This is a genomic window from Pseudomonas rubra (assembly GCF_028656935.1).
Classification (GTDB): domain Bacteria; phylum Pseudomonadota; class Gammaproteobacteria; order Pseudomonadales; family Pseudomonadaceae; genus Aquipseudomonas; species Aquipseudomonas rubra.
Window position 1 is genome coordinate 75,312 of the sequence record NZ_JAMDGZ010000013.1, and the last position, 22,999, is coordinate 98,310.

General features: G+C 62.2%; 23 protein-coding genes. 14 read left to right on the plus strand and 9 right to left on the minus strand.

What is annotated here, in order from left to right:
• Positions 1-12: 12 nt before the first annotated feature.
• From M5G17_RS06225 to gatC, 4 genes are all read right to left on the minus strand, one after another.
• Positions 13-384, minus strand: coding sequence for a septal ring lytic transglycosylase RlpA family protein (locus M5G17_RS06225; RefSeq protein ID WP_273892118.1), 372 nt, complete (start codon positions 382-384; stop codon positions 13-15).
• 93 nt (positions 385-477) lie between these two features.
• Positions 478-1,923 (minus strand): Asp-tRNA(Asn)/Glu-tRNA(Gln) amidotransferase subunit GatB, encoded by a 1,446-nt coding sequence (gatB, locus tag M5G17_RS06230; protein ID WP_273892119.1) that lies wholly within the window; start codon positions 1,921-1,923, stop codon positions 478-480.
• Positions 1,924-1,934: 11 nt separating this feature from the next.
• Positions 1,935-3,386 (minus strand): Asp-tRNA(Asn)/Glu-tRNA(Gln) amidotransferase subunit GatA, encoded by a 1,452-nt coding sequence (gene gatA, locus M5G17_RS06235; RefSeq protein ID WP_273892120.1) that lies wholly within the window; start codon positions 3,384-3,386, stop codon positions 1,935-1,937.
• A 16-nt stretch (positions 3,387-3,402) separates the two neighbouring features.
• Positions 3,403-3,690, minus strand: a complete 288-nt coding sequence (gene gatC / locus M5G17_RS06240) for an Asp-tRNA(Asn)/Glu-tRNA(Gln) amidotransferase subunit GatC (RefSeq protein ID WP_130263256.1) — start codon at positions 3,688-3,690, stop codon at positions 3,403-3,405.
• Positions 3,691-3,892: 202 nt separating this feature from the next.
• Here gatC and mreB point away from each other — a divergent pair, with 202 nt between their 5' ends.
• From mreB to tldD, 8 genes are all read left to right on the plus strand, one after another.
• Entirely contained in the window at positions 3,893-4,930 is a 1,038-nt protein-coding gene (gene mreB, locus M5G17_RS06245; protein ID WP_008371426.1) for a rod shape-determining protein MreB, read from the plus strand.
• A 215-nt stretch (positions 4,931-5,145) separates the two neighbouring features.
• Entirely contained in the window at positions 5,146-6,138 is a 993-nt protein-coding gene (mreC, locus tag M5G17_RS06250; RefSeq protein ID WP_420793344.1) for a rod shape-determining protein MreC, read from the plus strand.
• Positions 6,138-6,626: a rod shape-determining protein MreD gene (gene mreD, locus M5G17_RS06255; protein WP_273892125.1), complete on the plus strand. Its 489-nt coding sequence runs from the start codon at positions 6,138-6,140 to the stop codon at positions 6,624-6,626. Before mreC ends, mreD begins: the two co-directional genes overlap by 1 nt.
• A gap of 35 nt (positions 6,627-6,661) precedes the next feature.
• A complete protein-coding gene (locus M5G17_RS06260; protein WP_273892126.1) occupies positions 6,662-7,264 on the plus strand; it encodes a Maf family protein in 603 nt (200 codons plus the stop codon).
• 80 nt (positions 7,265-7,344) lie between these two features.
• Positions 7,345-8,802, plus strand: a complete 1,458-nt coding sequence (gene rng, locus M5G17_RS06265) for a ribonuclease G (RefSeq protein ID WP_273892127.1) — start codon at positions 7,345-7,347, stop codon at positions 8,800-8,802.
• An 88-nt stretch (positions 8,803-8,890) separates the two neighbouring features.
• Positions 8,891-12,706, plus strand: coding sequence for a YhdP family protein (locus M5G17_RS06270; RefSeq protein WP_273892128.1), 3,816 nt, complete (start codon positions 8,891-8,893; stop codon positions 12,704-12,706).
• 8 nt (positions 12,707-12,714) lie between these two features.
• Positions 12,715-13,566: a carbon-nitrogen hydrolase family protein gene (locus M5G17_RS06275; protein WP_273892129.1), complete on the plus strand. Its 852-nt coding sequence runs from the start codon at positions 12,715-12,717 to the stop codon at positions 13,564-13,566.
• Between the two features lie 2 nt (positions 13,567-13,568).
• Positions 13,569-15,008 (plus strand): metalloprotease TldD, encoded by a 1,440-nt coding sequence (gene tldD, locus M5G17_RS06280; protein ID WP_273892130.1) that lies wholly within the window; start codon positions 13,569-13,571, stop codon positions 15,006-15,008.
• A 42-nt stretch (positions 15,009-15,050) separates the two neighbouring features.
• Here the strand turns inward: tldD and yjgA are convergent, their stop codons facing one another.
• The gene (gene yjgA, locus M5G17_RS06285) at positions 15,051-15,572 is read right to left on the minus strand and encodes a ribosome biogenesis factor YjgA (RefSeq protein WP_273892131.1); all 522 of its coding nucleotides are present in this window, start codon (positions 15,570-15,572) and stop codon (positions 15,051-15,053) included.
• Positions 15,573-15,680: 108 nt separating this feature from the next.
• On the opposite strand from yjgA, the gene pmbA reads away from it, so the two are divergent.
• The 6 genes from pmbA to M5G17_RS06315 all read left to right on the plus strand — a co-directional run bounded on the left by pmbA (position 15,681) and on the right by M5G17_RS06315 (position 20,992).
• Positions 15,681-17,027, plus strand: a complete 1,347-nt coding sequence (gene pmbA, locus M5G17_RS06290; RefSeq protein WP_273892132.1) for a metalloprotease PmbA — start codon at positions 15,681-15,683, stop codon at positions 17,025-17,027.
• A gap of 187 nt (positions 17,028-17,214) precedes the next feature.
• The gene (locus M5G17_RS06295; RefSeq protein WP_273892133.1) at positions 17,215-17,616 is read left to right on the plus strand and encodes a FagA protein; all 402 of its coding nucleotides are present in this window, start codon (positions 17,215-17,217) and stop codon (positions 17,614-17,616) included.
• The gene (locus M5G17_RS06300) at positions 17,609-18,985 is read left to right on the plus strand and encodes a class II fumarate hydratase (protein WP_273892134.1); all 1,377 of its coding nucleotides are present in this window, start codon (positions 17,609-17,611) and stop codon (positions 18,983-18,985) included. Before M5G17_RS06295 ends, M5G17_RS06300 begins: the two co-directional genes overlap by 8 nt.
• 27 nt (positions 18,986-19,012) lie before the next feature.
• Entirely contained in the window at positions 19,013-19,474 is a 462-nt protein-coding gene (locus M5G17_RS06305) for a hypothetical protein (protein WP_273892135.1), read from the plus strand.
• A gap of 1 nt (position 19,475) precedes the next feature.
• Positions 19,476-20,087: a superoxide dismutase gene (locus tag M5G17_RS06310; protein WP_273892136.1), complete on the plus strand. Its 612-nt coding sequence runs from the start codon at positions 19,476-19,478 to the stop codon at positions 20,085-20,087.
• Positions 20,088-20,098: 11 nt separating this feature from the next.
• Positions 20,099-20,992 carry a ZIP family metal transporter gene (locus M5G17_RS06315; protein WP_273892137.1) on the plus strand — a complete coding sequence of 298 codons (894 nt, stop codon included), beginning with the start codon at positions 20,099-20,101 and terminating at the stop codon, positions 20,990-20,992.
• Positions 20,993-21,007: 15 nt separating this feature from the next.
• Here M5G17_RS06315 and M5G17_RS06320 read toward each other — a convergent pair whose 3' ends face one another.
• The 4 genes from M5G17_RS06320 to hpf are packed head-to-tail and all read right to left on the minus strand — an operon-like array spanning position 21,008 to position 22,943.
• A complete protein-coding gene (locus M5G17_RS06320) occupies positions 21,008-21,280 on the minus strand; it encodes an HPr family phosphocarrier protein (RefSeq protein WP_273892138.1) in 273 nt (90 codons plus the stop codon).
• Positions 21,281-21,300: 20 nt separating this feature from the next.
• Positions 21,301-22,155, minus strand: a complete 855-nt coding sequence (gene rapZ / locus M5G17_RS06325; RefSeq protein WP_045196339.1) for an RNase adapter RapZ — start codon at positions 22,153-22,155, stop codon at positions 21,301-21,303.
• 2 nt (positions 22,156-22,157) lie between these two features.
• Positions 22,158-22,622: a PTS IIA-like nitrogen regulatory protein PtsN gene (ptsN, locus tag M5G17_RS06330; RefSeq protein ID WP_130263271.1), complete on the minus strand. Its 465-nt coding sequence runs from the start codon at positions 22,620-22,622 to the stop codon at positions 22,158-22,160.
• 12 nt (positions 22,623-22,634) lie between these two features.
• Positions 22,635-22,943 (minus strand): ribosome hibernation-promoting factor, HPF/YfiA family, encoded by a 309-nt coding sequence (gene hpf, locus M5G17_RS06335; RefSeq protein WP_130263272.1) that lies wholly within the window; start codon positions 22,941-22,943, stop codon positions 22,635-22,637.
• Positions 22,944-22,999: the final 56 nt, after the last annotated feature.

The window sequence follows — 22,999 nt, forward strand, 5'->3', positions numbered from 1 at the left end:
TCCGGGGTCAGGTCAGTCGCTGAGACTTTGTACCCGTACGCGGGCGGTTCCGCTACGGATCATCCCGAGTTTTTCTGCGGCGGCGCGCGACAGGTCGATCAGTCGTCCACGGCTGTGCGGGCCGCGGTCGTTGATGCGGACCACGACACTGCGTTGGTTGTTGAGATTGGTGACCTTGACCCGCGTGCCGAAAGGCAGGCTGCGGTGGGCGGCGGTCATGCCGTGTTGATTGAAGGGCTCGCCACTGGCGGTGCGTTTGCCGTGGTGACGGGAGCCGTAATAGGAGGCGGTGCCGGACTTGTCGTAGCCGCGGGGGTCAATATCGTGGCTGGCGCAGCCGGCCAGCAAGGTGAAGAGCGCGAGTGCGCTAAGGGGACGCCACATGTATGCAGATGCTCCGTGGGTGGCCATCGCGGGGCAAGCCCGCTCCCACAGGCTGTGGAAGCGGGCTTGCCCCGCGATTAGCAGGCGACGCGATTACCCTTCGAGCTTGCTCTTGAGCAATTGGTTCACTTGCTGCGGGTTGGCCTTGCCCTTGGAGGCTTTCATGGCCTGGCCGACGAAGAAGCCGAACATCTTGCCGCGCTTGGCCTCATCGGCGGCGCGGTATTGCTCGACCTGCTCGGCGTTGGCGGCCAGCACTTCGTCCAGGACCTTCTCGATCGCACCGCTGTCGGTGACCTGTTTCAGGCCTTCGGCTTCGATGATCTGGTCGGCATCGCCGTCACCTGCGGCCATCTTCTCGAACACCACCTTGGCAATCTTGCCGCTGATGGTGTTGTCGAGGATGCGCTTGAGCATGCCGCCCAAATGCTCGGCACTGACCGGCGACTGGTCGATTTCCAGGCCCAGCTTGTTGAGCAGGCTGCCCAGTTCGACCATGACCCAGTTGGCGGCAAGCTTGGCATCGCCGCACACACCGACCACCTGTTCGAAGTAGTCGGCCTGCTCACGGCTGGTGGCCAGCACGTTGGCGTCATAGGCCGACAGGCCGAACTGGCTCTGGAAGCGTTCGCGTTTTTGCGGTGGCAGTTCCGGCAAGGTGGCGCGGATGCCGTCGAGGAAGTTGTTCTCGATGACCACTGGCAACAGGTCCGGGTCGGGGAAGTAACGGTAGTCGTTGGCTTCCTCCTTGCTGCGCATCGAACGGGTTTCGTCCTTGTTCGGGTCGTACAGGCGGGTTTCCTGGATGACCCGGCCGCCGTCTTCGATCAGCTCGATCTGGCGCTGGACTTCAGTGTTGATGGCGCGCTCGATGAAGCGGAACGAGTTGACGTTCTTGATCTCGCAGCGGGTGCCGAACTCGACCTGGCCTTTGGGACGTACCGAGACGTTGCAATCGCAACGCAGCGAGCCTTCGGCCATGTTGCCGTCGCAGATGCCCAGGTAACGTACCAGGGCATGGATGGCCTTGACGTAGGCCACGGCTTCTTTGGCGCTGCGCAAGTCCGGTTCGGAGACGATCTCCAGCAGCGGCGTACCGGCGCGGTTGAGGTCGATGCCGGTGGCGCCGCTGAAGTCTTCGTGCAGGCTCTTGCCGGCGTCTTCTTCAAGGTGCGCACGGGTGATGCCGACGCGCTTGACCGTACCGTCCTCGAGGGCGATGTCCAGGTGGCCCTTGCCGACGATCGGCAGCTCCATCTGGCTGATCTGATAGCCCTTGGGCAGGTCGGGGTAAAAGTAATTCTTGCGCGCGAACACGTTGTGCTGGCCGATCTCGGCATCGATGGCCAGGCCGAACATGCAGGCCATGCGCACCGCTTCCTGGTTGAGCACTGGCAGCACGCCAGGCATCCCCAGGTCGATCAGGCTGGCCTGGGTGTTCGGCTCGGAGCCGAACGTGGTAGCGCTGCCGGAGAAAATCTTCGACTGGGTGGCGAGCTGGGTGTGAATCTCCAGCCCGATGACAACTTCCCATTGCATGTGGTGATCCCTCAGAAGCCGTTAGGTGCGCGAGTGTGCCAGTCAGTTACTTGCTGATAGCGGTGCGCGACGTTGAGCAGGCGGCCTTCGTGGAAATACGGGGCGAGCAGTTGCACGCCAACCGGCAGACCATCGACGAAACCGGCCGGCATCGACAGGCCTGGCAGGCCGGCGAGGTTGGCGGTGATGGTGTAGACGTCTTCCAGGTACTCAGCGACCGGGTCGTTGTTCTTGGCGCCGATCTTCCAGGCCAGGTTTGGCGTGGTCGGGCCGAGGATCACGTCGACGTCGTTGAAGGCTGCCATGAAATCGTTCTTGATCAGGCGGCGGATTTTTTGCGCCTGCAGGTAATAGGCGTCGTAGTAACCCGCCGACAGGGCGTAGGCGCCGACCATGATCCGGCGCTGCACTTCAGGGCCGAAGCCTTCGCCGCGAGAGCGCTTGTACAGGTCGGTGAGGTCGACCGGGTTCTCGCAGCGGTAGCCAAAACGCACACCGTCAAAGCGCGACAGGTTGGAGGAGGCTTCGGCCGGGGCGATCACGTAGTAGGCCGGGATTGCGTGCTGCATGTTCGGCAGGCTGATTTCCTTGACCACCGCACCGAGCTTTTGCAGCTCCTTGACGCTGGCATGGACCAGATCGGCAATGCGTGGGTCAAGGCCGGCACCGAAGTATTCCTTCGGCAGGCCGATGCGCAGGCCTTCGAGGGAGGCATTGAGGCCTGCGCTGTAGTCCGGCACCGGCTCATCGATGCTGGTGGAGTCCTTGGCGTCGAAACCGGCCATGGCTTGCAACAGCAGCGCGCAGTCTTCGGCGGTGCGCGCCAGTGGGCCACCCTGGTCGAGGCTCGAGGCATAGGCGATCATGCCCCAGCGCGAAACGCGACCGTAGGTCGGTTTCAGGCCAGTGAGGCCAGTCAGCGCCGCCGGCTGGCGGATCGAGCCGCCGGTGTCGGTGGCAGTGGCCGCTGGCAGCAGGCGCGCGGCGACTGCGGCAGCCGAACCACCAGAGGAACCGCCGGGCACGTGCTCGAAGTTCCACGGGTTTTTCACTGCGCCGTAGTAGCTACTCTCGTTGGCCGAACCCATGGCGAATTCGTCCATGTTGGTCTTGCCCAGAGTGACGGTACCGGCCTCGGCCAGCTTGCTGACCACGGTGGCGTCATACGGCGCCTTGAAGTTGTCGAGCATCTTCGAGCCGCAACTGGTGCGAATACCCTGGGTGCAGAACAGGTCCTTGTGGCCGATCGGCGCGCCAAGCAGGGCACCGCTCTCGCCAGCGGCGCGGCGGGCGTCGGCGGCACGGGCCTGGCTAATCGCCAGTTCCTCTGTGACGCTGATGAAACTGTTGATTTGCGGGTCGAGCTGGTTGATCCGCGCCAGCAGGGCACGGGTCAGCTCTTCGGAGGAAAACTTCTTGTCGGCGAGTCCGCGGGCGATCTCGGCCAGGGTCAATTGATGCATGGCAGGCTCTATTCCCTTACTCGATGACTTTCGGAACCAGGTACAGGCCGTTTTCCGTCGCCGGGGCGATGGCCTGGTAGCTGTCGCGATGGTTACTTTCTGTTACCACATCGGCGCGCAGGCGCTGAGTGGCTTCCAGAGGGTGGGCCAATGGCTCGATGCCAGTGGTGTCGACCGCTTGCATCTGGTCGACCAGTCCAAGAATACTGTTCAGGGCATCGGTAGTGCGTGGCAGATCGCCTTCATTCAGGCCAAGTCGGGCCAGATGAGCGATCTTTTCCACGTCGCAGCGTTCAAGCGCCATGGGGATCTCCTGGGAAAACAGAAACGGATTTGCTCCGCGAAAAGGAACATGCTGGCAATATTACGGTCATAAGGCCGCGATCATGTGCAGGCTTGCTCGGAAAAACAGCCAATTTAACATATTGGTGCCTTGCCCAAAATCCCCGCCGTTGTTAGAGTTTGCCGCACTTTTTTACCCACGCGTTGCCTAGGGTCACTTTCCCATGTTCAAGAAACTGCGTGGCATGTTTTCCAGCGATCTTTCCATCGACCTGGGCACTGCCAACACCCTTATTTACGTGCGTGAGCGCGGTATCGTCCTGAATGAGCCCTCGGTTGTGGCCATTCGCACTCACGGCAACCAGAAAAGTGTCGTCGCTGTCGGTACCGAAGCCAAGCGCATGCTGGGCCGTACGCCTGGCAATATTGCTGCCATTCGTCCGATGAAAGACGGCGTGATCGCCGATTTCAGCGTTTGCGAAAAAATGCTGCAGTACTTCATCAACAAGGTTCACGAAAACAGCTTCCTGCAGCCAAGCCCGCGGGTACTGATTTGCGTGCCGTGCAAATCGACCCAGGTCGAGCGCCGCGCCATTCGTGAATCAGCGCTGGGCGCCGGTGCCCGTGAAGTGTTCCTGATTGAAGAACCGATGGCCGCCGCCATCGGTGCCGGCCTGCCGGTTGAAGAGGCCCGCGGTTCGATGGTCGTCGATATCGGTGGTGGTACCACTGAAATTGCACTGATCTCCCTGAACGGCGTGGTTTATGCCGAGTCCGTACGCGTCGGTGGCGACCGTTTCGACGAAGCCATTGTCACCTACGTGCGCCGCAACTACGGCAGCCTGATCGGTGAGTCCACCGCTGAGCGCATCAAGCAGGAAATCGGCACCGCTTATCCGGGCGGCGAAGTGCGTGAAGTCGATGTCCGCGGCCGCAACCTGGCCGAGGGCGTGCCACGTGCCTTCACCTTGAACTCCAACGAAGTGCTCGAAGCCCTGCAGGAATCCCTGGCGACTATCGTCCAGGCGGTCAAGAGCGCTCTGGAGCAATCGCCGCCAGAGCTGGCCTCGGACATCGCCGAGCGTGGCCTGGTGCTGACCGGCGGTGGCGCCCTGTTGCGTGACCTCGACAAACTGCTGGCCCAGGAAACCGGCCTGCCGGTGATCGTCGCCGAAGACCCGCTGACCTGTGTGGCCCGCGGTGGTGGCCGTGCCCTGGAAATGATGGACAAACACACCATGGACCTGCTCTCCAGCGAGTAAGCTGGCGCTTGCAGTTCACGCCGCCCGGTTTACAGGTAGTGCCCACAGTGCTACCTGTATGTGCTGGGCTGACGTCCGTGTGGGCGTCGTTTTCCGTCAATCCGCAAGCAGGCCGGTGCGTTGCCGTATGAATGACCTCTTGAATCGTCGTCCACGAGGAGCGGCCCATTAAACCGCTTTTCGCCAAGGGCCCTTCGCTGGGCGTACGCCTGCTCGTGCTGGTTGTGCTGTCGATCACCCTGATGGTGGTCGATGCGCGCTTTACTCTGCTCAAGCCTTTTCGCAGTCAGATGGGCCTGGTGCTGATGCCGTCCTACCTGGTCACCGATCTGCCCCAGCGGCTGTGGCAGGGGGTTGCCAGCCAGTTTGGCAGCCGTACCGAGCTTGCCGCCGAAAACGAGAAACTCAAGACCGAAGCCTTGCTGTTGCAAGGTCGCCTGCAGAAGCTGGCGGCCCTGACCGAGCAGAACGTGCGCCTGCGCGAGCTGCTCAACTCCTCGGCGCTGGTCAACGAGAAAGTCGAAGTTGCCGAGCTGATCGGCGTCGACCCCAATCCTTTCACCCACCGGATCTTGATCAACAAGGGCGAGCGCGATGGCGTGGTCCTCGGTCAGCCGGTGCTCGACGCACGTGGCCTGATGGGCCAGGTGGTCGAACTGATGCCGTACACAGCTCGTGTATTGCTGCTCACCGACACGACCCACAGCATTCCGGTGCAGGTCAACCGCAATGGTCTGCGGGCGATTGCCAGTGGTACTGGCAACCCCGAGCGCCTCGAATTGCGCCACGTTGCCGACACCGCCGACATCAAGGAAGGCGACCTGCTGGTCAGCTCCGGCCTGGGCCAGCGCTTCCCGGCCGGCTACCCGGTGGCCACGGTCAAGGAAGTGATCCACGATTCCGGCCAGCCGTTTGCCATTGTCCGGGCGATCCCGACCGCGGCGCTCAACCGCAGTCGCTACCTGCTGCTGGTGTTCACCGACAGCAGGTCGCCCGAGCAGCGTGCCAGCGATGCCGCGATTGCCCAGGAAGAGGCTGATCGCCAGGGCCTGCCGGGTGCTGCCAGCGCTACAGTGCCTGCCACCGCACCGGCACTGGTACCTAGTGCGGCAGTGCCGTCCCCGGCAGTTGCCGTGCCAGCAGTGCCAGCCCCGGCCGCACCTGCTGCTACACCCGGTGCGCCGGTCATTTCCCGGGAGAGACACTGATGGTAAGCACCCGCAACAGTAATGGCTGGGTCGTCTGGTTGAGCTTTGCGATCGGCATGCTGCTGAGCGTGTCGCCGATGCCAGCATTCGCCGAAGTATTCCGGCCGATGTGGCTGGCACTGCTGCTGGCGTTCTGGACCCTGGCGCTGCCGCACCGGGTGGGCATGACTACCGCGTTCGTCCTGGGCCTGGCCGAGGATGTGCTTTATGGCACCCTGTTGGGGCAGAACGCCCTGGTGCTGACCCTGATCACCTTCCTGGTGCTGTCGTTGCAACAGCGCCTGCGCATGTTCCCGATGTGGCAGCAAAGCCTGGTGATCCTGGTGATCTTCGGTATCGCGCAGTTGATCCAGCTGTGGCTCAGTGCCCTGACCGGCAATCGCCTGCCGACCCTGGCGCTGATCTGGTCGGCGGTCATCAGTGCCTTGCTCTGGCCGTGGATCAGTTATGGCCTGCGCGGTCTGCGCCGACGCCTGAGCATCAACTGAGCACTCGCATTCGACGCTGACAGGGAGACGTCAAGATGACCCTGCTGTACCTGGCCTCTGGCTCGCCACGCCGCCGTGAGTTGCTGACCCAGATCGGTATTGCCTTTACTTCGTTCAGCGCCGCGATCGACGAAACGCCCCTGGCCGCCGAGTCGGCCGAGGCTTATGTCGAGCGTCTGGCGCGGGAAAAGGCCGCTGCCGGCCTTGCGTCCTTGCCTGCCGATACGGAGCAACCGCTGGCGGTACTGGGTGCCGACACCGCAGTGGTGCTCGACGGTCAAATCCTCGGCAAACCAGAAAACCGCGAAGATGCCCTGGCCATGCTGGCGGCGCTCTCGGGGCGCGTGCATCAGGTGCTGACTGCGGTTGCCGTGGCCGACCATCAGCGCTGCCTGAGCATCAATGTCAGCAGCCGCGTGCTATTTCGCTCCATCAGTGCCGAGGAAGCCCACGCTTACTGGGACAGTGGCGAACCGTCTGACAAGGCTGGCAGCTACGCCATTCAGGGCCTTGGCGCGGTTTTCGTGGAGCGTCTTGAAGGCAGCTATTCCGCCGTGGTCGGCCTGCCGCTGAACGAAACCGCCAAGCTGCTCGATCAATTCGGTATCCCCTGTTGGCAGCGTCTGCCGGCCCGTTGAGCGAGGATTAGGCACAACCGCGCTAGCCAGTCGCCCGTGGGCGATCCATCATTACTGAAGTCCTTTGACGAGAGCCTGCCATGAGTGAAGAGATTCTGATCAACATCACACCGATGGAATCACGCGTGGCGGTTGTGGAAAACGGAGTGCTGCAGGAAGTGCACGTCGAGCGCACCCAGCGCCGCGGCATCGTCGGCAATATCTACAAAGGCAAGGTGGTACGGGTGCTGCCGGGCATGCAGGCGGCGTTCGTCGACATCGGCCTGGACCGTGCCGCCTTCATTCATGCGTCGGAAATCTCCCTGCGTGAAGGCCAGGCAGTCGAGAGCATCAGCGCCCTGGTTCATGATGGGCAGAGCCTGGTGGTGCAGGTGACCAAGGACCCGATCGGCTCCAAGGGCGCGCGCTTGACCACCCAGTTGTCGATCCCCTCCCGTTACCTGGTGTATATGCCGCGCACCAGCCATGTCGGTATTTCGCTGAAGATCGAAGACGAAGGCGAGCGTGAGCGCCTCAAGCAGGTGGTCACCGACTGCATCGCCCAGGAAAATATCCAGGACGCTGGCGGTTTCATCCTGCGGACCGCCGCTGAAGGCGCTGGCGCCGAAGAAATTCTCATGGACATCCGCTACCTGCGCAGGCTTTGGGAGCAGATCGGCACTCAGATCAAGACGGTCGGTGCGCCCACCGAAATCTATGAAGACCTCGGCCTTGCGTTGCGAACCCTGCGCGACCTGGTCAACCCGAAGATTGAAAAGATCCGCATCGACTCACGGGAGACCTTCCAGAAAACCACGCAGTTCGTCGCCGAACTGATGCCCGAACTTGCCGAGCGTCTGGAACATTACCCGGGAGAGCGGCCGATCTTCGACCTCTATGGCGTCGAAGACGAGATTCAGCGTGCCCTCGATCGCAAGGTGCCGCTCAAGTCCGGTGGCTATCTGGTCGTCGACCCGGCTGAAGCAATGACCACCATCGACGTCAACACCGGTGCATTCGTCGGTCATCGCAACCTTGAAGAAACCATTTTCAAGACCAATCTGGAAGCGGCTACCGCCATTGCCCGGCAACTGCGCCTGCGCAACATCGGCGGGATCATTATCATCGACTTCATCGATATGGAGGACGAGGAGCACCAGCGTCAGGTACTGCGTACCCTGGAAAAGCAGCTGGAGCGCGATCACGCCAAGACCAACATCATCGGCATCACCGAGCTGGGTCTGGTGCAGATGACCCGCAAGCGCACCCGTGAAAGCCTCGAGCAGGTCTTGTGTGAGCCCTGCTTCTGCTGCCATGGGCGCGGTAAGCTGAAAACCCCAGAGACAGTCTGTTACGAGATTTTTCGCGAGATCCTCCGCGAAGCCCGAGCCTATCAGGCTGAAGGCTATAGGGTACTGGCCAACCAGAAGGTGGTGGATCGCCTGCTGGACGAAGAATCGGGCAACGTTGCCGAGCTTGAAGCGTTCATCGGTCGAACCATTCGCTTCCAGGTCGAGTCCATGTACTCCCAGGAACAATACGATGTGGTGCTCCTCTGACGCGGTCTGACCCACAATCCGCACGGTCCGGGCTGGCAAAGTGCCGGGTTGCGGCCATAGTCAAGGCAGGACCTGGAGGGCCATTGGCATGCAACGACTGATGCGCGTTCTCGGCGCCTTGACCCGCTGGGGGCTGGGTGTCAGCGCCTTGCTGGCGATAGTGGTGGCGTTGTATGTCAGCCTCGGTCGGCAATTCATACCGCTGGTGGCCGAATATCGCGCCGAGGTCGAGGACAAGGCCGAGCAGGCCCTGGGCCTGCCGGTGCATATCGGCGCCCTGGAAGGGCATTGGAGCGGCCTGGCGCCGATTGTACGGGTCCGTGATATCCAGATCGGGGAAGGCCCCGGCGCCTTGCGCCTGGACGGCGTCAAGCTGGTGCCCGACCTTTGGGCCAGCCTTACCGAGCGCCAGTTGCGCCTGGCCAATCTCGAAGTCGGCGGCCTGCAACTGAGCCTGCGCGAAGATGAGCGCGGTGCCTGGGCCCTTGAAGGCTTGCCGAAAAAGGACGATCAGCCACTGGATCCGGAGCAGTTGCTGAGACGCATGCAAGTCGTCTCCAGAGTCACGGTGGTCGACAGCCAGGTGACCCTGGAACCCTTCCAGCGCGAGCCGCTGACCCTTACCTACGTCAACCTGGGCTTGCAGACCGGCAGCGTGCGCCAGCGCCTGGATGCACGGCTGACCTTGCCTGATGGCCAGCCGCTGGCGTTGAGCCTGCGCAGCCGCATCCGCCCCAGCCAGTGGCGCGACGCTGAGGTTGATGCTTACTTGAGCCTGCCGCAAAGCGACTGGGTGCGCTGGCTGCCGCCGCAGATGCTGGGCCAGTGGCAAGCCGCCGAACTACGCGCGGGCGGTGAGTTCTGGGTGAATTGGGGCAAGGGCCAACTGCAGGCCGCCACGGTTCGTCTCAACGCGCCGGAGCTGCGTGGCAACTACACCGGGCGCAAGCCGGTACAGATCGACAACCTGGCCCTTAATGCCTGGTTTGGGCGAGGCAAGCAGGGTATCGAGGTACAGGTCGACTCCCTGGCCGTGAGCCTGGGCAAGACCCGCTGGGAGTCTCATCTGCAACTCAAGCAGACGCTGGCTGGTGAGGCCGGCGAAGAGACCTGGGCGATCCAGGCCGATCGCCTGGACCTGACCCCGGTAACCCCGCTGATCGAAGCGCTGGCACCACTGCCGGAAAAACTGATGGCGGTGGTCGATGGCCTCAAGGTCACTGGCGCGTTGCGCAATGTCAGCCTGCAGGTTCGCCCCCACGCCACGGGTGACCAGCGCCTGAGCTTTGCCGCCAACCTTGAACGGGTCGGCTTTGATGCCTATCACGGTGCGCCGGCGGCCGGCAATGTCAGTGGCAGCATCAGCGGCGACCTTGGTCAGGGCGAACTTCGCCTGGATACCGACGCCTTCATGCTGCACCTGTACCCGATCTTCGAAAAACCCTGGCATTACCAAAAGGCCAACGCGCGCCTGACCTGGCGCCTGGACCAGGAAGGTTTCACCTTGATCGCGCCCTACCTCAAAGTGCTGGGTGAAGAGGGCAAGATCGCCGGGGATTTCCTCATTCGCCTGTTGTTCGATGAAACCCGCGAAGACTACATGGACCTGCGGGTCGGCCTGCTCGAGGGTGACGGACGCTATACCGCCAAGTACTTGCCCGAAGTCCTCAGCCCGACGCTGGACCAGTGGCTGCGCACGGCAATCCTCAAGGGGGCGGTCGACGAAGGCTATTTCCAGTACCAGGGCTCGCTCAATCACGGTGCTGCCGAACAGGCCCGCAGTATCAGCCTGTTCTTCAAGGTGCACGACGCCGCGCTGGACTTCCAGCCTGGCTGGCCGCAGGTGCAGAAGGTCGCAGGCGATGTGTTTATCGACGACGATGGCGTACGTATCAAGGCGCAAAGCGGGCAGTTGCTCACTACCTTGGTGCGTAACGTCGAGGTCAACATTCCCCACGTCGCCGCCGGTGAACACAATCATCTTTACCTGGACGGTGAATTCGACGGAGGGCTTGGCGACGGCCTGAAGATTCTCCAGGACGCACCTATCGGGACCGGGCCGCTGTTCGCCGGCTGGGAGGGTGAGGGCAGCCTCAAGGGCAAGTTGAAACTGGATATTCCTCTGGCCAAAGGTCAGCAGCCCAAGGTAGTGGTCGATTTCGACACCCGCGATGCGCGGCTGAAAATTGCCGCACCGGCCCTGGAGCTAAACCAGCTCAAGGGTGACTTTCGCTTCGACTTCGACAAGGGCCTGAGTGGCGAGAACATCAGCGCACGGGCGTTCGACAAGCCGATCACGGCGCAGATTGTGGCCGAAGGAAAGCCGGGGCAGTTGCAGACCCGGGTCAACGCCAAGGGTCAGATGCCCCTGAAGGCGCTGACCGACTGGCTGCAGGTCAAGCAGGCCCTGCCGCTGTCGGGCGAGCTGCCTTATCAGTTGCAGGTCAGCCTGGGCAGCCGCGACAACCAGTTGACGGTCGATTCCAGCCTCAAGGGCCTGGCGGTGGACTTGCCGGCGCCTTTTGGCAAAGCCGCCAACGAAACCCGCAACAGCCAGTTCAGCATGAGCCTTCAGGGGGCGGAGCGGCGTTTCAACGTCACTTACGCCGATGTCGCCAAGGCGATCTATGCCGCGCCCATGGACAAGCTCGACCAGGGCCGTGGCGAAGTGCTGTTCGGCGCTGGCACGCCGCAGTTACCCAGCGGCCAGGGCCTGCGGGTACGTGGGCGCCTGGCGGAACTGGATCTGGAACCCTGGCAGAAGCAGCTTGATCGCGTTGCCGGCAACGATCCGGGCGGCAGTGCCAAGCAGATGCTGCGGGGCGTCGACCTGAGTATCGGCCAGCTCAAGGGCTTCGGCCTGAACCTGGCTCAGGCGGTGGTGCGGGTGGACCGCGGCAGTAATCTGTGGGCCTTACGCCTGGACAGCAAGGAGGTCATCGGCAACGCACGCATCCCGGATGCCAAGGGTGCGCCGATGGTGATCAACCTGCAGACCATTCATCTGCCGGCTGCCGACCCCGCTGAAGCATCCTCGGATGATGGCCCGGACCCGATGGCCAGCATCGATCCGCGCAAGATTCCAGCCGTCGACCTGACTATCGAAAAGCTGTTTCGCGGTGACGACTCGCTCGGCAGCTGGGCGGTAAAAATTCGCCCGACCGCCAAGGGTATCGCCCTCAATGACCTGGACGTCAGCGTCAAAGGTTTGCAGATCGATGGCAATGGCGGTTGGGAAGGTGCGCCGGGGGCCAGTTCCAGTTGGTACAAGGGGCGCCTTGAAGGCAAGAACCTGGCCGACATCCTCAAGGCCTGGAACTTTGCCCCGACCGTCACCAGCCGTGATTTTCGCCTGGACGTCGATGGGCGCTGGCCCGGCTCGCCCGCCTGGGTCGGGCTCAAACGATTTTCCGGCAGCCTCGATGCCGCCCTGCGCAAAGGTCAGTTCGTCGAGGTGGAAGGCGGGGCTCAGGCCCTGCGGGTGTTCGGCCTGCTGAACTTCAACTCGATCGGCCGGCGCCTGCGCCTGGACTTCTCCGACCTGCTCGACAAAGGCTTGAGCTACGATCGGGTCAAGGGCCTGTTGGTGGCCAGCGAAGGGGTTTACGTCACTCGCGAACCGATCACCCTGACCGGCCCGTCGAGCAATCTTGAGCTCGACGGCACCCTGGACATGGTCCGCGACCGGGTCGACGCCAACCTGCTGGTGACCCTGCCGGTGACCAACAACCTGCCGATTGCCGCACTGATTGTCGGCGCGCCGGCCATTGGCGGGGCACTGTTCCTGGTTGATCGGTTGCTCGGTGATCGGGTGGCCCGTTACGCCAGCGTGCATTATCGCGTCGAGGGCCCGTGGAAAGAGCCTAAGATTAGCTTTATCAAACCTTTCGAAAAATCGCGTTAGGAGCCGGCATGAAGTCAGCGGTCATCCAGATGGTCAGCCAGAGCGACGTTCCGGCCAACCTGGAACGAGCCCGGCAGTTGCTCGAGCAGGCCGCCGAAGGAGGCGCCCGGCTGGCGGTACTGCCGGAGAACTTCGCCGCCATGGGCCGGCGCGACGCCGCCGCAATCGGCCGCGCCGAAGCCCGGGGAGCAGGCCCGATCCTGCCCTGGTTGAAACAGACCGCCTGCGACCTCAGGTTATGGATAGTAGCGGGTACCTTGCCGTTGCCGCCGGTCGGCCAGCCCGAGGCCAAGTCCCATGCCTGTTCGTTGTTGATCGACGAACACGGCGAGCAGGTGGCGCGCTACGACAAGCTGCACCTGTTCGATGTCGATGTCGCGGATAACCGCGGCCGCTATCGGGAATCGGACGATTATGCCCACGGCAGCCAGGTGGTGGTCGCTGATACCCCAGTTGGGCGTCTGGGCCTGAGCGTGTGTTATGACCTGCGCTTTCCCGAGCTGTACAGCGCTCTGCGCGAGGCCGGGGCCGAACTGATCAGCGCGCCATCGGCCTTTACCGCAGTGACCGGTGCGGCGCACTGGGAGGTGCTGATCAGGGCGCGGGCTATCGAAACCCAATGCTACCTCCTGGCCGCAGCCCAGGGCGGAATGCACCCGGGGCCACGGGAAACCTATGGTCATGCGGCGATCGTCGACCCCTGGGGGCGGATCGTCGCCGAACAGGACAATGGCGAAGCCGTGCTGCTGAGCGAGCGCGACAGCAGCGAACAGGCGTCCATTCGGGCGCGGATGCCGGTGACCTTGCACCGGCGCTTTTTCTCGCAGGACGCTTTGCGGCCTGCGCACACCTCGGAGTGACTATGAGCGAGATGTTATCCACTGTCAGCGAACACCTGCTGGCGCCGGGCGGCCTGACCCTCGACAGCCTGCAATCAGTGCTGGGCGAGTTGGCCGGGCCAGGCATCGATGCCGCCGACCTGTACTTCCAGGGGCAGATTTCCGAATCCTGGGCGCTGGAAGACGGCATCGTCAAAGAAGGCAGCTTCAACCTCGACCAGGGCGTGGGCGTGCGTGCCCAGTCCGGCGAGAAGACCGGTTTTGCTTACAGCAACGCCATCAACCTCGAAGCGTTGACCTCGGCGGCCCGCGCGGCGCGCTCGATTTCCCGTGCCGGGCAGAACGGCAGCGTGCAGGCATTCAACAGCCAGGATGTTACCCAGCTGTATGGCACCGACAACCCGCTTGAGGTCATCAGCCGTGCCGATAAGGTCGAGCTGCTCAAGCGTGTCGACGCCGCCACGCGCGCGCTCGATCCACGCATCCAGCAAGTCACCGTGAGCATGGCCGGGGTCTGGGAGCGGATTCTGATCGCTGCCGCCGATGGCAGCCTGGCGGCTGACATTCGCCCGTTGGTACGTTTCAGCGTCAGCGTCATCGTCGAGCAAAATGGTCGTCGTGAGCGTGGCGGGCATGGCGGTGGTGGGCGTACCGACTACCGCTATTTCACCGACGAGCGGGTCATGGGCTTTGCCCGTGAAGCGCTGCGTCAGGCGTTGGTCAACCTTGAAGCGATTCCGGCGCCGGCCGGTACCTTACCGGTGGTGCTTGGCTCGGGCTGGTCCGGGGTGCTGCTGCATGAGGCGGTTGGCCATGGCCTGGAAGGTGATTTCAACCGCAAGGGCAGTTCCGCCTACAGCGGTCACCTGGGTGAGAAGGTGGCTTCAAGCCTGTGCACCATCGTCGATGATGGCACCCTGGAGGGCCGTCGTGGCTCCCTGAGCGTCGACGATGAAGGTACCCCGACCGAGTGCACCACGCTGATCGAAAACGGCATCCTCAAGGGCTATATGCAGGACAAGCTCAACGCTCGCCTGATGGGCATGGCGGTCACCGGTAACGGGCGTCGCGAGTCCTACGCACACCTGCCCATGCCGCGCATGACCAATACCTACATGCGTGCCGGCGACAGTGACCCGGAAGAAATCATCAAATCGGTCAAGCGCGGTATCTACTGCGCCAACCTGGGGGGTGGCCAGGTGGACATCACCAGTGGCAAGTTCGTCTTCTCGACCAGTGAGGCGTACCTGATCGAAGACGGCAAGATCACCGCTCCAGTCAAGGGGGCGACCTTGATTGGCAATGGTCCGGAGGCTATGAGCAAGGTATCGATGGTCGGCAACGACCTGTCGCTGGACAGCGGTGTCGGTACCTGCGGAAAGGATGGTCAATCGGTGCCGGTGGGCGTGGGCCAGCCGACCCTGAAGATCGATGCGATCACCGTCGGTGGCACGGGCGCATGAAGGTGAAACCGGGCAGGCACGGTGCCTGCCCGTGTGCGGGGCTCAACGCAGACCGCGTTGGACCTCGTCGAGATCGCGGATGTACTTGAACAGCTTGCGGCTCGCGCTGGGCGCTTTGTTGCGCGCCAGTTCGTGCTGGGCCTGGCGGATCTGCGAGCGCAGTTGCTGGCGATCGGCCTCGGGGTACTCCTGGACGAATTTTTCCAGAACTTCGTCGGTGCCGCCGATCAGTCGGTCGCGCCAGCGTTCGAGGTTGTGGAAACGCTCGTTGTACTGGCGCGAGGAGGCGTCGAGTTGGTCAAGCAGCGCATTGATCGCGTCGATGTCCTGGTCACGCATCAGCTTGCCGATGAACGATTTATGACGTCTTTTCGCCTCGTTCGCGGTGTGCCGTTTGTGTTCTTCCAGGGCCGCGCGCAGTTCGTCGGTCAACGGCAGTTTGGTCAGGATGTCAGGCTTGAGCGTGGTAAGGCGCTCGCCCATGTCAACCAGCGCCTGCATCTCGCGCTTAACCTGGGTTTTGCTTTTTTCGCCTTCAAAGGCGGTGTCGTAAGAATCAACCATGGGGGCAGTCCGCTGAGAATCGCCGCCATGATAACCAGTCGGGGGCCGCTTGTCCGGTCCGGTCGTAGATTGACCTGTGCCGAACGCAGAATTTGAGTGGAGAAAACCATGAGTGCAGTCCAGAGCGTAGGTCCGGAGCATCTGCCGGCATTGCAGGAACAGGTCGAGCAGATCATTGCCGAAGCCAAGCGCCAGGGTGCCAGCGCCTGCGAAGTGGCGGTATCGCTGGAGCAGGGGTTGTCGACCTCGGTACGCCAGCGCGAAGTCGAAACCGTGGAGTTCAACCGTGACCAGGGTTTTGGCATCACCTTGTATGTCGGGCAGCGCAAAGGCTCGGCGAGTACCTCGGCCAGCGGTAGCGACGCCATTCGTGAAACCGTCGCTGCGGCGCTTGCGATTGCCAAGCACACCTCCGAAGACGATTGTGCCGGGCTTGCCGATCCGGCGCTGATGGCCCGTGAACAACCGGATTTCGACCTGTATCACGCCTGGGATATCTCCCCGGAGCAAGCGATCGAGAAAGCTCTGGCGTGTGAAGCGGCAGCCTTCGAGGCCGATTTGCGGATCAAGAATGCCGACGGCACCACCCTCAACACCCACCAGGGCTGCCGCGTGTATGGCAACAGCAATGGTTTCATCGGTGGCTATGCCTCGACCCGGCACAGCCTGAGCTGTGTGATGATCGCCGAGGCCGACGGGCAGATGCAGCGTGACTACTGGTATGACGTCAATCGCCAGGGCGAGCTGTTGGCGGATCCACGCAGCATCGGCCAGCGTGCCGCACAACGGGCCGCCAGCCGCCTGGGCGCGCGGCCGGTGCCGACCTGTGAAGTGCCGGTGCTGTTTTCCGCCGAGCTCGCTGGCGGTTTGTTCGGTAGCTTCCTCTCGGCTATTTCTGGTGGCAACCTGTACCGCAAGTCATCTTTCCTCGAAGGTACCATCGGCCAGCGCCTATTCCCGAGCTGGCTGACGCTGGATGAGCGCCCGCACTTGCAGCGTGCCCTGGCCAGCGCCGCTTTCGATGGTGACGGCCTGGCAACCTACGCAAAACCGTTCGTCGAAAATGGCCAGCTGGTGTCCTATGTGCTGGGCACCTATTCCGGGCGCAAGCTTGGGCTGCCGAGTACCGCCAACGCCGGTGGCGTGCACAACCTGTTCGTTACCCATGGTGTCGAAGACCAGGCGGCCTTGCTGCGGCGCATGGGCCGTGGCCTGTTGGTAACCGAGTTGATGGGCCATGGCCTGAACATGGTGACCGGTGACTATTCCCGCGGTGCTGCAGGCTACTGGGTGGAAAATGGCGAGATTCAGTTTGCCGTACAAGAAGTGACGATCGCTGGCAATATGAAAGATATGTTCCAGCAAATCGTTGCGATCGGTAATGATCTTGAGACTCGCAGCAATATTCACACCGGCTCGGTGTTGATCGAGCGGATGACCGTAGCGGGCAGTTGATTACCTCGGTAGGAGCGGGCTTGCCCCGCGATGCGATGTCATTGCCTGCACGCGTGTTCGCGGGGCAAGCCCGCTCTTACAGGATCCCTTTGCAAAGCCGGCCATGCGTCGGGCTTTTTGTTTTTCTTTTTTCATTTCTTGAACTGATTCTAATTATCACTTAATAATGAATATCATTATCTAGGCGATGATGTTCATGAAACCCGTCCTCCACGAATTGCCCTACCTGGAAAACTGGCGTTGGCTGAGCCGGCGTATCCGCTGTGCCCTCGACCCGGACGAGCCGCGCCTGATCGAGCATTACCTGACCGAAGGCCGTTATCTGGTGTGCTGCACCGACACCAGCGCCTGGACCGTCGCCTTGACCTCATTCCGCTTGCTGCTGGACACCGCCTGCGATCGCGCGTTGCCCTGGCATTGGCGTTGCGTGTGCCTGGACCAGGCTTGGCGACCGCTGCTGGAGCTGCGCAACCTCGACCGCCGCGAACATAACCAGCGCTGGCAGCCCTTCGCCTTGCAACTGGCGAACTGCGTGCTGCTGCCTTCGATTTCCTACGATGAACTGATGCAAGGACTTGATGATGAGTAATACCCGTATCGAGCGCGACAGCATGGGTGAACTGCTGGTGCCGGCCGAGGCCCTGTATGGCGCCCAGACCCAGCGCGCGGTGAACAACTTCCCGATCAGCCAGCAACGCATGCCGACCCAGTTCATCCGCGCGCTGCTGCTGGCCAAGGCCGCCGCGGCCAAGGCCAATATCGAACTCAAGCAGATCGACCAGGCCCGGGGCGAGGCGATCGTCAAGGCGGTGGAGCAGTTGCTGGCCGGTGACTTCATGCAGCATTTCCCGGTGGATATCTTCCAGACCGGCTCCGGTACCAGCTCGAACATGAACGCCAACGAGGTGATCGCCACCCTGGCCAGCGGCGTACTGGGTGACACGGTCAACCCCAACGATCACGTCAACTGCGGGCAAAGCAGCAACGACATCATCCCCACCACCATTCATGTCAGTGCTGCGCTGGCCTTGCACGAGCAACTGCTGCCGGCGCTGCAGCACCTGGTCAAGGTCATCGACGCCAAGGCTGAACAGGTGCATCCGTTCATCAAGACTGGCCGCACTCACCTGATGGACGCCATGCCGGTACGCATGAGCCAGGTACTGGGAGGGTGGTCGGCGCAGATCAAGGCAGCCATTGCCCATCTGCAGGCCACCCTGCCAAGCCTGCAGGCCCTGGCTCAGGGCGGCACCGCCGTGGGTACTGGCATCAATGCCCATCCTGAATTTGCTGCACGCTTCAGTCAGCAACTGACTGCGCTGACCCGTGTCGAGTTTGTGCCGGGGCACAACCTGTTCGCTCTGATTGGCTCGCAAGACACCGCAGTTGCGGTATCCGGCCAGCTCAAGACCACTGCCGTAGCGCTGATGAAGATCGCCAACGATTTGCGCTGGATGAACTCGGGGCCGCTGGCTGGCCTGGGTGAAATCGAGCTGGAAGGTTTGCAGCCGGGCTCCTCGATTATGCCGGGCAAGGTCAATCCGGTGATTCCGGAGGCTACCGCCATGGTTGCCGCGCAGGTGATCGGCAATGACGCGACCATCGCCGTGGCCGGGCAATCGGGCAACTTCGAACTCAACGTGATGCTGCCGATCATCGCCCAGAACCTGCTCAGCAGTATCGAGTTGATGGCCAACGCCAGCCGCCTGCTGGCCGACAAAGCGATTGCCAGCTTCAAGGTCAATGAGCCCAAGCTCAAGGAAGCCCTGGCGCGCAACCCGATCCTGGTAACGGCCCTGAACCCGATCATCGGCTACCAGAAGGCCGCCGAAATCGCCAAGACCGCCTACAAGCAGGGCCGCCCAATCATTGAGGTGGCACTGGAACACACCGACCTGCCGCGCAGTCAGCTCGAAGCGCTGCTTGACCCGGAAAAGCTCACCGCTGGCGGGATCTGAATAGGCCCACCGCTCTGGAGGTTTGTCATGCAGCACTGGAAACGCACCACCGAAACCGCCAACCGCCTGTTCGAACAGGGCGAGCTGGTCGATGCCCGCGAGTTGTATCTGCAGGCCCTGGCGCTGGCCCAGGTGTTGTTCGAGCGCTGGCATGACGCCGATGAAGCGGTGGCCGTGTGTGTCATTGCTCACCACAACCTGGCCGACTTGCACCTGCGTTTGAATCAGCCGCAAGAAAGCGCCGAGTACCTGTGTGCGATTCACCAGCGGCTGCTGCAGACCGCCCAGGATTCACGCATGGCGCCGATGCTGCGCGAAGCCGCGCTGCGTCACAGCAGTAAGACCTACACCGAGTTGCTGAGCTTTATCAGCGAGTACGGCCAGTACCCGCGCACCGAACGCCTGCTCTACCGGCACGAGCCGCAACCGGCCCTGCATGCCGGCCAGGATAGCGCCGCGCCTTCAGCCCTACACTATGGAATCCAGTGAAATGCCTTACACCTTGCCTGCATTACCGTATGCCTACGATGCGCTGGAACCGCACATCGATACCCAGACCATGCAGATTCACCACAGCAAGCACCACCAGACCTACATCAACAATCTCAATATGGCGGTAGAAGGCAGTGAATATGCCGAGTGGCCGGTGGAAAAACTGGTTGCCAGTGTCAAGCAACTGCCGGAGAAACTGCAGAACGCGGTGATCAACCAGGGTGGCGGGCACGCCAACCACTCCCTGTTCTGGACGGTAATGTCGCCCAAGGGCGGCGGTTTGCCGCAAGGCGCGGTAGCCAAGACCATTGATGAGCAACTGGGTGGCTTCGAGGCCTTCAAGGAGGCCTTTACCAAGGCTGCGCTGACCCGCTTCGGCAGTGGCTGGGCCTGGCTCAGCGTGACCCCGGCCAAGACCCTGGTGGTGGAAAGCAGCGGTAACCAGGACAGCCCGCTGATGAACGGCAATACGCCAATCCTGGGCCTGGACGTCTGGGAGCACGCTTACTACCTGCTGTACCAGAACCGCCGCCCTGAATACATCAACGCCTTCTACAACGTGATCGATTGGTCCGAGGTAGAGCGCCGTTATGCAGCCGCGCTTGTGTGAGTCGTAGCGCTATGCGTTCGGATGTGATGTCAATTGGTGGCGTGCGGCTGTTTCGCCTTGCGCTCGGTACCCTGTTGCTGCTGGTCGGTTTTGCCCTGCTGGTAGCCCAGGGCATCGCCTGGCTGGATCTTGAGCCGCGTATGCTACGGGCTCTGGAAGGCGGTGCCCTGTGCGCCCTGGGTACGGCATTGGGCGCGGTGCCGGTGCTGGTGATCCGCAACATGCCGGTGGCACTGGCCGACACCCTGCTCGGCTTCGGTGCCGGGGTGATGCTGGCGGCCACGGCGTTCTCGTTGATCATTCCCGGCCTGGATGCCGCCCAGGCTATCGGCCTGGGCAAATGGGGCGCGGGAGGGCTGGTCAGCGTCGGTTTGCTGTTCGGCGCCTTGTGCCTGTATCTGGTCGACCTCAAGGTTTCCGGTGCTTCACCGGAGGCGTTGGTCGGTACCGGCCAGCAGCCAGTGATTGCTGCGCGGATCTGGGTCTTTGTCATTGCCATCGTTGCCCACAACATTCCCGAAGGCATGGCCATCGGTGTGTCGGCCGGTGGCGGCATGCCCGATGCCGACAGCCTGGCCATGGGCATTGCCCTGCAGGATGTCCCGGAAGGCCTGGTCATCGCCCTGGTGTTGGCTGGTGCTGGCATGGCTCGCTTCAAGGCGTTCCTGATTGGAGCGGCGTCCGGGCTGGTCGAGCCGCTGGCGGCGGTTGTCTGCGCCTGGCTGGTGACGGTGGCTGAGCTGTTGTTGCCGCTGGGGCTGGCCTGCGCGGCAGGGGCGATGTTGCTGGTCGTGACCCAGGAGATCATTCCCGAGTCGCGCAGCAACGGTAATCACCGCTTGGCAAGCCTGGGGCTGTGCATCGGCTTCTGCTTGATGATGGTGATGGATACTGCGTTGTCTTGAGCGCAGCGAGGGCGGTTACTCGCCCTCGTCAAAAAAGTTGTTGATCAGTGCGATCAGGGCTTGGAGCGCATCATCGTCCTGTTCGCCCTCGGTGTGCAGATGAATGCTGGTGCCTTTGCCGGCGGCCAGCATCATCACCGCCATGATGCTCTTGCCATCGACCAATGACTGCGGGCTGCGGCCAACGCGAACCTGGCAGGGGAACCTGCCAGCGACGCCAACGAACTTCGCAGCTGCCCGGGCGTGCAGCCCCAGCTTGTTGATGATGGTGATTTCGCAAGCGGGCATCGAGGCGGGGATCCTGTGGGCTAGAGGTCGCGGTGGCGAACCTGGACGTTCTTCAACGACTGTTGCAGCAACTGGCCCAGGCGCTCGGTCAGGTACACCGAGCGGTGGTGGCCGCCGGTGCAGCCTATGGCGATGGTGACATAGGCGCGGTTGCTGGCGGCAAAGCGTGGAAGCCATTTGAGCAGGTAGCTGGAGATGTCCTGGAACATATCCTCGACATCCGGCTGCGCTGCCAGGTAGTCGATTACCGGTTGCTCCAGGCCCGAATGATCACGCAGTTCAGGCTTCCAGTACGGGTTGGGCAGGCAGCGCACGTCGAAGACCAGATCGGCGTCCACCGGCATGCCACGCTTGAAACCGAAGGACTCGACCAGAAACGCGGTGCCGGGCTCGGGCTGGTTGAGCAGGCGCAGCTTGATCGAGTCACGCAACTGATACAGGTTCAGGTTGGTGGTGTCGATCTTCAGGTCGGCGAGGTCGGCGATCGGTCCGAGCAGTTCGCTCTCGACCTCAATGGCCTCGGCCAGGGAGCGTTCGTTGTTGGTCAGCGGGTGACGTCGGCGGGTCTCCGAGAAGCGCTTGAGCAGGGTTTCTTCATCGGCATCCAGGTACAGCACATCGCACTGGATATGCCGGCTACGGGCATCCTCGAGCAGCTCGGGGAAGCGCGAAAGGTGGCTGGGCAGGTTGCGGGCGTCGATTGAAACGGCCACCTTGGGCTGCATCAGCTCGGTGTTGATCAGCGCGCTTTCGGCCAGTTGCGGTAGCAAGCCGGCCGGCAGGTTGTCGATGCAGTAGTAGCCATTGTCCTCGAGTACATCCAGGGCAGTGCTCTTGCCGGAACCGGACCGGCCGCTAACGATGATCAAACGCATAATCAGGGCTCGTTCTGTACGTCCAGAACGACCTGGTACAGCGCGTCGTTGCTGGTGGCAGCACGCAGTTTTTTGCGTACGTCCTCACGGTCGAGCATGCTGGCAATCTGGCGCAGCAGCTCCAGGTGCGCATCGGTGGCGGCTTCCGGGACCAGTAGCACGAACAGCAGGTCGACCGGGGCGCCGTCGATGGCGTCAAAATCGATGGGTGCTTCAAGGTGCAGCAGTGCGCTGACCGGCGACTCGCAGCCCTTGAGGCGGCAATGGGGAATGGCAATGCCATTGCCAAAGCCGGTTGAGCCGAGTTTTTCTCGGGCGATCAGGGCTTCGTACACGTCCTGGGTGTCCAGTTCGGGCACTTCTTTACCGATCAGATTGGCAATCTGTTCGAGCGCACGCTTTTTACTGCCGCCCGGCACGTTCACCAGGGAACGGCCGGGGGTCAGGATGGTTTCAAGTCGGATCATGGATGAGGGGGATCAGCGGGCCGCTGCACCTTGCAGCAGGCTTTGCTGTTTTTCCTTGTGTTTTTTCAGTTGGCGGTCGAGCTTGTCGGTCAAGGCATCGATCGCTGCATACATGTCTGCGTGTTCGGCATTTGCAACCACTTCGCCGCCGGGAATAAACAGCGTCGCTTCAATTTTCTGCTGCAGCTTCTCGACCTTCATGATCACGGTCACATTGGTGATCTTGTCGAAGTGCCCCTCAAGACGTTTAAGTTTCTGCTCAACGTACTCGCGCAGGGGCTGAGTAACTTCTACATGCTGTCCACTGATATTGACTTGCATACAGCTTCTCCTTTGTTGCCGGTGCATAAGAGGCAGGTGTTGCGCCTGCCACTGAA

What these genes read in the sequence shown, in the direction of transcription:
- M5G17_RS06225 (WP_273892118.1), bottom strand. Translation starts at nt 384, where the DNA reads ATGTGGCGTCCCCTTAGCGCACTCGCGCTCTTCACCTTGCTGGCCGGC.
- gatB (WP_273892119.1), bottom strand. Translation starts at nt 1,923, where the DNA reads ATGCAATGGGAAGTTGTCATCGGGCTGGAGATTCACACCCAGCTCGCC.
- gatA (WP_273892120.1), bottom strand. Translation starts at nt 3,386, where the DNA reads ATGCATCAATTGACCCTGGCCGAGATCGCCCGCGGACTCGCCGACAAG.
- gatC (WP_130263256.1), bottom strand. Translation starts at nt 3,690, where the DNA reads ATGGCGCTTGAACGCTGCGACGTGGAAAAGATCGCTCATCTGGCCCGA.
- mreB (WP_008371426.1), top strand. Translation starts at nt 3,893, where the DNA reads ATGTTCAAGAAACTGCGTGGCATGTTTTCCAGCGATCTTTCCATCGAC.
- mreD (WP_273892125.1), top strand. Translation starts at nt 6,138, where the DNA reads ATGGTAAGCACCCGCAACAGTAATGGCTGGGTCGTCTGGTTGAGCTTT.
- M5G17_RS06260 (WP_273892126.1), top strand. Translation starts at nt 6,662, where the DNA reads ATGACCCTGCTGTACCTGGCCTCTGGCTCGCCACGCCGCCGTGAGTTG.
- rng (WP_273892127.1), top strand. Translation starts at nt 7,345, where the DNA reads ATGAGTGAAGAGATTCTGATCAACATCACACCGATGGAATCACGCGTG.
- M5G17_RS06270 (WP_273892128.1), top strand. Translation starts at nt 8,891, where the DNA reads ATGCAACGACTGATGCGCGTTCTCGGCGCCTTGACCCGCTGGGGGCTG.
- M5G17_RS06275 (WP_273892129.1), top strand. Translation starts at nt 12,715, where the DNA reads ATGAAGTCAGCGGTCATCCAGATGGTCAGCCAGAGCGACGTTCCGGCC.
- tldD (WP_273892130.1), top strand. Translation starts at nt 13,569, where the DNA reads ATGAGCGAGATGTTATCCACTGTCAGCGAACACCTGCTGGCGCCGGGC.
- yjgA (WP_273892131.1), bottom strand. Translation starts at nt 15,572, where the DNA reads ATGGTTGATTCTTACGACACCGCCTTTGAAGGCGAAAAAAGCAAAACC.
- pmbA (WP_273892132.1), top strand. Translation starts at nt 15,681, where the DNA reads ATGAGTGCAGTCCAGAGCGTAGGTCCGGAGCATCTGCCGGCATTGCAG.
- M5G17_RS06295 (WP_273892133.1), top strand. Translation starts at nt 17,215, where the DNA reads ATGATGTTCATGAAACCCGTCCTCCACGAATTGCCCTACCTGGAAAAC.
- M5G17_RS06300 (WP_273892134.1), top strand. Translation starts at nt 17,609, where the DNA reads ATGAGTAATACCCGTATCGAGCGCGACAGCATGGGTGAACTGCTGGTG.
- M5G17_RS06305 (WP_273892135.1), top strand. Translation starts at nt 19,013, where the DNA reads ATGCAGCACTGGAAACGCACCACCGAAACCGCCAACCGCCTGTTCGAA.
- M5G17_RS06310 (WP_273892136.1), top strand. Translation starts at nt 19,476, where the DNA reads ATGCCTTACACCTTGCCTGCATTACCGTATGCCTACGATGCGCTGGAA.
- M5G17_RS06315 (WP_273892137.1), top strand. Translation starts at nt 20,099, where the DNA reads ATGCGTTCGGATGTGATGTCAATTGGTGGCGTGCGGCTGTTTCGCCTT.
- M5G17_RS06320 (WP_273892138.1), bottom strand. Translation starts at nt 21,280, where the DNA reads ATGCCCGCTTGCGAAATCACCATCATCAACAAGCTGGGGCTGCACGCC.
- rapZ (WP_045196339.1), bottom strand. Translation starts at nt 22,155, where the DNA reads ATGCGTTTGATCATCGTTAGCGGCCGGTCCGGTTCCGGCAAGAGCACT.
- ptsN (WP_130263271.1), bottom strand. Translation starts at nt 22,622, where the DNA reads ATGATCCGACTTGAAACCATCCTGACCCCCGGCCGTTCCCTGGTGAAC.
- hpf (WP_130263272.1), bottom strand. Translation starts at nt 22,943, where the DNA reads ATGCAAGTCAATATCAGTGGACAGCATGTAGAAGTTACTCAGCCCCTG.